Source organism: Aquariibacter albus, from assembly GCF_014145335.1.
Lineage (GTDB): Bacteria > Pseudomonadota > Gammaproteobacteria > Burkholderiales > Burkholderiaceae_C > Aquariibacter > Aquariibacter albus.
Genome location: NZ_JACIVI010000009.1, coordinates 1 through 7799, shown reverse-complemented (window position 1 = coordinate 7799; position 7799 = coordinate 1). Strand labels below are relative to the sequence as shown.

Sequence of the window (7799 nt, the reverse complement as noted above, 5' to 3'; positions counted from 1 at the left end):
CGTGCCCGCGGACGACGGGGCCCAGCGCCTGCAGATCAACGCGCAGAACTGCGTGCACTGCAAGACCTGCGACATCAAGGATCCGACGCAGAACATCGTGTGGGTGACGCCCGAGGGCGGCGGTGGGCCGAATTACGCGGGGATGTGAGACGCCACGCCGGCTGACGGCAAGCTGTAAGGCCGGCCATCGGGCCGGGCCTGCGTGAAGTCTGGCCGCTCTGCGCCAGGCCGTGAAGGTGGGTGTGTCCAAATGTTTCCGGGGCTCGCTAGAGTGGGTCCAGGTCATTCGGGCGCCCCACCCTGGCGTCCGCGGAGCGCGCGATGCAACGGTCCCTGCACACCCTGTTCGAAACCCTGTCCGACGGTTTCCTCTGGATCGGTCGGGACCTGAGGATCCGCTACGCGAACCAGAAGGCCGAGCTGCGCCTGGGCCTGCGCACCGGCACCGCCCTGCCCGACGGGCCGCTGCTGAAGGCGGTGCTTCGGACCCTGGGCGGCCAGACCAGCCCCAACGTGCCCTGGCCCAACCGCAGCGAGCCCGAGGCACCTTTCGACTGCCGGGTGATGGGAGGCCTGTCCAAGGACGACTGCATGGTCTTCATCGGGGGCCGTGCAGCCCAGGGCCAGGACACCGGTTTCGACAACTTCCTGATGGCCGTGCGCGACGACCTGCAGCAGCCGCTGGCGCAGTTCGCCGACACCGTGCGCCGCATCCCGCGCACGCAGCGCTCGCCGCTGAGCGAGGAACTCGTCGCGACGGCCGAGACCCTGGCCGAAACCCTGGCCCGCCTGCTCGACCTCGGCTCGCTCTGGGAGCGCGAGTCCCTGGTCAGCACGGACCGGGTCGAGCTCTGGCCCCTGCTCGAGGAGGCTTGGCGCGAGCTGCAGCCGCTGGCCGAGCGCCGCCATGTCCGCGTGCGCTTCAGCGGCTTTGGCGATCCGCAGCGCTTGGCTCCCGTCTACGGCAGTGCCTTCTGGCTGCGCCGCGTGCTGCTGGAGTGTCTGCTGGCCACCGTGCGTCGCGCGCCCGCCGACTCCTTCGTCGACGTCGAGCACACGCAGATGGGGCCGCGGATGGTGATCATGCTGCGTGACTGCGGCGCGATGGCCGGCGAACGGCCGGACCGCGTCGAGCTGGCCCGGCCCGAGGCCCCGGCCTCCGCCCCGACCCGGGCCCCGGCCCGCGAGATCCTCGGCATCCGGCTGTGCCAGCGCATCGTCGCGCTGCATGGCGGCCACCTTCGCGAGGAGCATGACGCCGGCGTGCACAACCTGCTGATCGACCTGCCGACCGGTGCCCCGGCCCGCGACACCGAGACGGCGCTCAATGCCGCCCAGCTCGAACGCTATGTGCAGGACCTGACGGCCCTGCTGCGCGAGCGCAAGGAACACCCCGCCGAGCGCTGAGCCCAGGAGGACCCGATGGCCAAGATCCTGATCGTCGAAGACCACGCCGACATCGCCAAGCTGATCCGCATGACGCTGGAGGTCGAGGATCACGAGCTGCACCATGCAGGCCATGGTGCCGAGGGCTGGCACCAGGCCTGCCAGCTGCGGCCCGACCTGGTGCTGCTCGACGTGATGATGCCCGGTGAGCTGGACGGTCTGCAGGTCTGCGCGCTCATCAAGGGCGAGCCCTCGCTGCAGCATTGCCGCGTGATCCTGCTGACGGCCCGTGGCCAGCAGCGCGACCGCGAGGAGGGCCGCAAGGCCGGCGCCGACGATTACATGGTCAAGCCCTTCAGCCCGCTGGAGCTGATCGACCGCATCGACCGCCTGCTGGCCGCCCGGGCCTGAACGCAGGCCGGCTGCAGCGCCCGGGTCTGGCGGGAGGACATCGTGAAGCATGCAGGATCCTGGCCCTTCGCCCGAGCACGCGGTCCGGCGGGGCCGGTCTGGCGGCATGCCCTGTGGCAGGTCCTGCTGGGCCATCAGCTGTTGCTGGGCCTGTGGGCCCTGGGCCAGGCCTGGCACGAGCCGTCGTCCGAGGCCCTCGGCCGTCTGGCCCTGGTGGGCTGGCTCGGGGCGCTGACGATGGCGGCCGTGGCCACGCGGGCCGTGCTGAGGCAGGCCCGCGCGGCCCCGTCCGACGCGCAGGCGACCGTGCGATCGGCGCGCGAGCAGCGCATGCAGGCGGTGCTGGAGACGGTGCCCGAGGCCCTGTTCGGTCTGGATGCGCAAGCGCGCATCGTCACGGCGAATGCCGCCCTGGTCCGGGTCTTTGGCCGGATGCCCGAGGACGTGATCGGCCAGACCATCGACCTGCTGATGCCGGGGCTGTCCGCGGCCGCACTGCGCGATGCCCTGGAGGGCGGCATCCTGATGGCGGGCGGACGCTCGCGCCTGCTGCGGATGGAGGCCAGCGCGCAGCGCCAGGACGGCACGGCCTTCCCCGTCCACCTCGCGATCACCGAACTGCCCGCCGGCGAAGCCCTGAGCTACACCCTGCTGGCCCACGACGCGACCGAGGAGCGCGCGGCCCAGGACCGCCTGCACCTCTACTCGGACGCGCTGGAAGCCACCCGCAACGGCATCGTGATTGCCCAGGTCGGCCCCGAGGGCGAGCGCATCGTCTACACCAACCCTGCCTTCACCGCGATCACCGGCTACGCCCCCTGGGAGATGCTCGGCGGCAAGTGCTCCCGCCTTCAGGGGCCCGACACCGCGCAGCCGGAGGTGCAGCAGCTGCGTGCCGCGATTGCCGCGGCCGAGCCGGTGGCGCTGACGCTGCGCAACCGCCGCCGCGATGGCTCGCTGTTCTTCAACAAGCTCTCGATCGCACCGATCGGCAAGTTCCACGACGGCCACCAGCACTTCATCGGCGTGATCGCCGACGTGACCCAGGCGGTCGAGGCCGAGCGCGAGATCGCCGAACGCGGTGCGCGGCTCGATGCCCTGTTCGCATTGAGCCCCGACGGCTTCCTGCTCTTCGATGCCACCGGCCGGCTCGTGCACGGCAATCCGGCGGCGGGGCAGATCCTGGATCTGAAGGTGGGCCTGGCCGCCGCCCTGCCGCGGCGCAGCGCGCTGGAAGAGGAGCTGCGCCGGCGGCGCGACCCGACCGAACGCGGTCCGGTGCTGGACCCGCGAGGCGTGCTCCTGACCGTCGTCCAACCGGTGCGCAAGGTGCTTGAGATCAGCGAACGAAGCAGCACCGAGGGCGGCGAGTCCATCGTCCACATCCGCGACGTCACCCGCGAGACTGAGGTCGACCGCATGAAGAGCGAGTTCCTCACCACGGCCGCCCACGAGCTGCGCACCCCCATGTCCAGCATCTTCGGCTACGCCGAGCTGCTGCTGCGCCGCAAGCATCCGCCGGAGCGGCAGCTGGAGATGCTCCGCACCATCCACCACCAGACGGCACTGGTCGTGCAGATGGTCAACGAGCTGCTGGACCTGGCCCGCATCGAAGCCCGCCAAGGCAAGGACTTCGTGATCGGTCCGCATGCCGCGGCCGACATCGTCGCCGAGGCCATCGAGGGTTTCGGCCTGCCGCAGGGCCGCGAGCCGGTGCAGTGCCGGCCGCCGGAGGAGGGCCTGCGGCTGATGGTCGATGCCGACAAGAGCCGCCAGGCGCTGGTCAATGTGCTGTCCAACGCCTACAAGTACTCGGCCCCGGGGCAAGCCGTCACGCTGGACTGCGTCGGACCGCGGTCCGGCCCCGGTCCCGTCGCCAGGCTGGGCCTGCGGGTGCGCGATGCCGGGATCGGCATGAGTCCGGCGACCCAGGCGCGGCTCTTCGAGCGCTTCTTCCGTGCCGACCCCTCCGGCAACATCCCGGGCACTGGCCTGGGCATGGCCCTCGTGAAGGAGGTCGTCGAGCTGCAGGGCGGCGCGGTCGAGGTCGACAGTGCCCTCGGGGCCGGGACCACCGTGGTCCTCTGGTTGCCCCTCGCGCCGGACTGAGCCGGGCCCCGGACCTCGGGGCTGCCGCGGCAGGCGGCAGCGTCCGAATCGCCGGACAGCGCTGTCCGGCGCCCGTACATCGCGCCGCGCGAACTCGGACAGCTCGCCCGTGAAAGCGGCCCGGCGGGCGGGGGTCAACCCTCGGGCGGCGGCCCGCGAGCGCATGGCCCGTGGCTTGCGCTGTCTTCAAGGCATGCAAGGCGGGCTGCGTCACCGGATCGGCGGATGAGCCGCGGTCTGTCGAGCATGCACCCGGGGCCGCCCCCGGAGCCGCGCCCCCGCAGGCGCCTGAACGACAAGTCAACGAGGAGACTCCATGAAGAAGCAAGCCCTCCTGCTGGCCGGCGCGATGCTGGCCGGCGCTGCCTGTGCGCAGAGCAGCGTCACCCTGTATGGCGTGATCGACGCCGGCATCGCCAGCCGCAGCGGCGGCAGCGGCGCGGCGCCGTCGGCCGAGCGCATGACCGAGATCGGCAGCGGCATGGGATCCGGCGGCAGCCGCTGGGGCCTGCGCGGTGCCGAGACCCTCAGCCCCGGCCTGACGGCCTTCTTCGAGATCGAGTGGGGCTTCGAGGGCGACACCGGCCAGGGCACCACCGCCTTCGGCGATGGCCTGCTGCGCACCCGCCACAACCATGTCGGCCTGAGCGGTTCGGCCGGCACCTTCCTGCTCGGCCGGGTCGACGGCGGCCGCGCGACCTTCGCCAAGGTCTACGACCCCTTCAAGGGCGCCGGGGTCGGCGGCTTCGGGGGGCTGGCCACCCAGCTGACCACGGTGAACAACGCCATGGTCTACATCAGCCCCAGCTGGCAGGGCTTGTCGGTCACCGGCGCCTATGTGACGGCCGGCACCGGCGAGGAACAGCCGGGCAATGTCGGCGACACCCGCATCTACGTGATCTGGCCGACCTACAAGATCGGCAACCTGCAGATCAGCTGGGACCACGAGGAGGTCTGGGTCTCGAAGTCCAACTACCCGCGGCTGAAGGTCGACGAACTGGGTGCGACCTACGACTTCGGCATCGCCAAGGTCTTCGGCCAGTTCGACCGCACGCGCTCCTCGGGCGGCGCCTTCAACAACGTGCTCGACGACCAGAAGGCCTGGATGCTCGGCGCCAGCGTGCCGGTCTCGGCCGAGGGCCTGCTCAAGGCCTCCTATGGCCGCGTGAAGCGCGACAACCTCGCGGACTTCAGCTGCAGCAAGGTGGCCATCGGCTACGAGCACCGGCTGTCCAAGCGCACCCATCTGTATGCCGATGCGGCCCGCATCAGCAACAGCTCGGGCGCGAACTGCCAGCTCGGCCTGCGCAACGAGGACGGCAATCTGGAGAACTTCGCCAGCAAGCCCGTCTACGGCACCCGCGGCTTCGACGTCGGCATCGCCCACAGCTTCTGAGCGTCGCGGCCCGTCCTGCATTCCTCGGTGGGTTGACTGCGGTCGGCCACCTTCGGGGGCGGATGTCCGCATCCGCCCCCTTTTTTTATGCCAGGGCCCGGGACAGCGTCCCGGGCTGTCGCCTTGGCGAGGGACGGTGCGATCGTGCCGCTTCGGTCCGCTCATCCGGGGCGCGGCCCGGCCATACCCCGCCGGGCCGGGGGCGCTCAGGCCCCGTCGGCCTCGCCGCTGGCGCCGCCGGTGTAGTCCGCCGGGCGGATGTCGAGCTCGCCGAACTTGCGGTAGAGCGTCGAGCGCGCCATGCCCAGGGCCTGCGCCACCTGGTTGACCTTGCGGAACTTGCGCAGCATGCCCACGATGATCTGGCGCTCGTACTCGCGCACCGAGGCCATGCCCTCGCCGGGCGCCGGCCCTTCGGCAGGGGGCGCTTCAGGGCTGATCGGCCGCAGCACCTCGGGCGGCAGGCAGTCGACGGTGATCACGCCGTCCGAGCACAGCACCGCAGCCTCCATGGTGTTGCGCACCTCGCGGGCATTGCCCGGCCAGTTGTAGCGGCTCAGGGCCTCGTAGGCCTCGGGGGTGATCGTGAGCTCGTCGAGCTGGTGCTTGCGGCGCAGGCTCTCGGCGAACTGGCGGGCCAGCAGCGGGATGTCGCAGGGCCGCTCGCGCAGGGGCTTGATGCTGCGCTGCACGACCTTCAGCCGGTAGTACAGGTCCTGGCGGAAGCGGCCTTCGGCGATCAGCTGCTCCAGGTTGCGGTGCGTGGCCGCGATGATGCGGCAGGAGGCCCGCCGCGTCTCGCAGCTGCCGACGCGCTGGAAGCTGCCGTCCTCCAGCACGCGCAGCAGCGCGGCCTGCATGGCCGGCGGCAGCTCGCCGACCTCGTCGAGGAAGAGGGTGCCGCCCTGGGCCGATTCGAAGTAGCCGGCGCGACCGCGCGGGTCCGCCCCGGAGAAGGCGCCCTTCACGTAGCCGAAGAAGGTGCTCTCCATCAGGTGCTCGCTGATCGCACCGCAGTTCACCGCCAGATAGGGTTCGTTGCGGCGCGGGCTGCAGGCGTGCACCTGGCGGGCCAGCAGCTCCTTGCCGGTGCCGGTCTCGCCGATGATGAGCAGGTTCACGTCCGACCGGGCGATGCGTTCGAGCTCCTCGAACATGCGCCGGGTGTCGGCGTCGCAGGACATGAAGTCGCCGAAGCGGGCCACCGCATCCACGGCCGTCGTGCGGGCCGGCGGCGGCCGGTCCTCCTGGCGGAAGACCTTCTGGTAGCCGCTGGGCTTGGCCAGCAGCACGAGGGTGCCGATGGGGGCCGCCTGGCCCGGTGCGGTCACCTCGATCTTGGCCTGGACGCCGAAGCCGCCCGGGCAGCCGCCCGGGCCCCAGCGCTCGACGATCTGCCGGCAGCGCTCATTGGGCGTGTGGATCACCGGCCGATGGGCATGGTCGACGACGATCATGTCGTCGTGCGGGTAGCGCCGCGCGGCTTCGCTGAAGGCCGCCAGCAGGCGTCGCCGCTCCAGCTCGCGGTGCAGGGCCATGCGGGCCTGGATGGACTTGGCCACCGACACCGTCAGGCCCAGGGCCTGGTCGCGGAAGTCGGACTCCACTGTCGTGAAATCGATGATGCCCAGCACGGTCTGGCCGTCGCTGTCGAAGATCGGCGCGGCCGCGCAGGACCAGGAATGCCAGCCTTCGCAGAAGTGCTCGGTCGCGTAGACATGCACCGGCTGGCCCTTCGACAGGGCGGTGCCCATGCCGTTGGTGCCGGCGGTCAGCTCGTCCCAGTGCGAGCCCTCGACGATGCCGGTCAGCGAGGCGGCTCGCTCGCGCACCGCGGGATCGCCGGTGATGTGCAGCACCGTGCCCGTGCGCTCGGTCAGGATCATGATGCCGGGCACGTCGACCAGGAAGCGGCTGACGTCCTGCACGATCGGCACCGAGGTCTCCAGCAGCAGCTGCTCGGCCTCGCGCCGCAGACGGAATTCGCTGTCGCTGAGGCGGCGGCCCTTGGTCATCGCCACGTCCACGCCGAGCGCCGAGCAGCGCTGCCATTCGCCCAGCAGCATCTGCTGGTAGGGCGTGCGGCGCTCCTCCAGGTCGAGCAGGCCGGCGTTGAAGCGCTCCCAGAGGCCGCGGACCCCGCGGACGTCCTTGTGGAAACCGACGTAGGGACTGAGATGAGGCTTCATGAAGGGCCCCTTGAGGAAGCGGTTCGAAGGATCGGGAACAAGCCGTCCGGCGGGGGGCGGACGACGCAGCCCGGGATTCAATCCCGGGCCCGGGACGCTCGCAAGGCGGCCAAACCCCTGACTGCGGCGGCTCGCTGTCCGAGAAACCGGACAGTTCAGCGCATGGACGGCGGCGTCGTCCGGGCCCGCCTCACTCCACCGCCTTGACCATGTCCTCGACGACCTTCTTGGCGTCGCCGAAGACCATCATGGTCTTGTCCATGTAGAAGAGCTCGTTGTCCAGGCCGGCGTAGCCGGCGGCCATGGAG

At 70.9% G+C, this 7799-nt stretch carries 7 protein-coding genes; 5 read left to right on the top strand and 2 right to left on the bottom strand.

All coding sequences use genetic code 11. The features are described from left to right. From H4F90_RS15355 to H4F90_RS15335, 5 genes are all read left to right on the top strand, one after another. The coding region (locus tag H4F90_RS15355) for a 4Fe-4S dicluster domain-containing protein (protein ID WP_182664482.1) at positions 1–148 on the top strand (148 nt) is incomplete at its 5' end. Between the two features lie 173 nt (positions 149–321). Further along, complete coding sequence (locus H4F90_RS15350) at positions 322–1407, top strand: PAS domain-containing protein (RefSeq protein ID WP_182666187.1); 1086 nt, start codon at positions 322–324, stop codon at positions 1405–1407. 15 nt (positions 1408–1422) lie between these two features. Beyond that, on the top strand, positions 1423–1797 hold the full coding sequence (locus H4F90_RS15345; RefSeq protein WP_182666185.1) for a response regulator transcription factor: 375 nt from the start codon (positions 1423–1425) through the stop codon (positions 1795–1797). Positions 1798–1839: 42 nt separating this feature from the next. Further along, on the top strand, positions 1840–3906 hold the full coding sequence (locus H4F90_RS15340) for a sensor histidine kinase (protein ID WP_182666183.1): 2067 nt from the start codon (positions 1840–1842) through the stop codon (positions 3904–3906). 316 nt (positions 3907–4222) lie between these two features. Then, positions 4223–5302: a porin gene (locus H4F90_RS15335; protein ID WP_182666181.1), complete on the top strand. Its 1080-nt coding sequence runs from the start codon at positions 4223–4225 to the stop codon at positions 5300–5302. Between the two features lie 206 nt (positions 5303–5508). On the opposite strand, the gene H4F90_RS15330 is transcribed toward H4F90_RS15335, so the two are convergent. Together H4F90_RS15330 and H4F90_RS15325 are read right to left on the bottom strand one after the other, a co-directional pair. Further along, complete coding sequence (locus tag H4F90_RS15330; protein WP_182666179.1) at positions 5509–7491, bottom strand: sigma-54-dependent Fis family transcriptional regulator; 1983 nt, start codon at positions 7489–7491, stop codon at positions 5509–5511. Between the two features lie 190 nt (positions 7492–7681). Continuing rightward, on the bottom strand, positions 7682–7799 hold a 118-nt coding region (locus tag H4F90_RS15325), incomplete at its 5' end, for an NAD(P)(+) transhydrogenase (Re/Si-specific) subunit beta (protein WP_182665506.1).